This is a genomic window from Kitasatospora sp. NPDC057512 (genome assembly GCF_042802135.1).
Lineage (GTDB): Bacteria > Actinomycetota > Actinomycetes > Streptomycetales > Streptomycetaceae > Kitasatospora.
The window spans coordinates 1-1,134 of record NZ_JBHVET010001276.1; the positions used below are offsets into that span (position 1 = coordinate 1).

1 protein-coding gene is annotated in these 1,134 nt (G+C 79.0%); it reads left to right on the forward strand.

Annotation, left to right across the window (positions count from 1 at the left end; genetic code table 11):
• On the forward strand, window positions 1-1,132 hold a 1,132-nt coding region (locus ACFU6K_RS39460; RefSeq protein WP_380671561.1), incomplete at its 5' end, for an ATP-binding domain-containing protein.
• Between the last annotated feature and the right edge of the window lie 2 nt (window positions 1,133-1,134).

Genomic DNA, 1,134 nt, shown 5'->3' on the forward strand with positions numbered 1-1,134 from the left:
GATCAAGGCCGTCGCCGAGCACGCCCTGGTGCTGCACACCGGCGGCGAGGCGGCCCGCGCCGAGCCGGCCGCGCTGGTCGCCGCCGCCCGCGGCCTCGGGCTGCGGGCCTGGGCCGCCACCTGGACGGACCAGGGGCGGGACTCCCTCGCCGCACTCGCCGAGGCGGGCGCCGGGGCCCCCGTGGTCACCCTCGCCGAGCTGCTCTCCGGCGCCGCCGGCCCCGGCCGCGCCCCGGACGGCATGCTCGCCCTGGACCTGCTGGTCGTGCTGGACGCCCCGCTGCTGGACGTCGACCTGGCCGCCGTCGTCCTGGAGTCGCTGGCCGACGGCACCCGGCTGGTGCTCAGCGGGGATCCGGGCCAGCTCTGGTCGGCCGGCCCCGGTCGGGTCTTCGCCGACCTGCTGGCCGCCAAGGCCTGCCCGGCGGTCGCCTCGCGCACCCCGGACTTCGGCCCGATCGGCGAGCTGGTCTCCGGCGTCGGCATCGGCGAGCTCCAGCCGGTCGAGGCGCCGGACAAGGAGGTGGTCATCCTGACCGCCAAGGACGCCGGCGAGGCCGTCCACCGCGCCGTCCAGCTGCTCACCGACTCCATCCCGCGCGCGCTGGGCATCCCGGCCGAGCAGGTGGTGCTGCTCACCCCGGGCCACGGCGGCCCGGCCGGCACCCGCGCGCTGAACGCCGCCGCCAAGACCCGGCTCAATCCCGGCCCCGGCCGGTTCGGCGGCTTCGACCCGGGCGACCGGGTGGTCGACTCCCCCGCCCCCGGCATCACCCGCCCGGCCCGGGTGCTGGACGGCGACGCGACCGGTCTGCACCTGGAGTACGCGGACGGCTCGCAGCGCACCGTCCCGCCGGCCGAGGCCGCCCGGCTGCGGCACGGCTGGGCGCTGACCGTCCACCAGGCGGTCGGCCGGCGCTGGCCCGGCGCGGTCGTGGTGGTCCCGGAGGACGCCGCCCAGGCGCTCACCCGGCAGTGGGTCTACACCGCCTTCGGCCGCGGTGAGCGGCACCTGTCCGTGGTGCACGCCGCGGGCCCGGCGCTCGTCCAGGCCGTCGCCGAGCGCCAGGCGCAGTCGCGCACCACCCGGCTGCGGGCGGTCCTCGCCGAGAACGCCGCCTCGGCGTACTGACC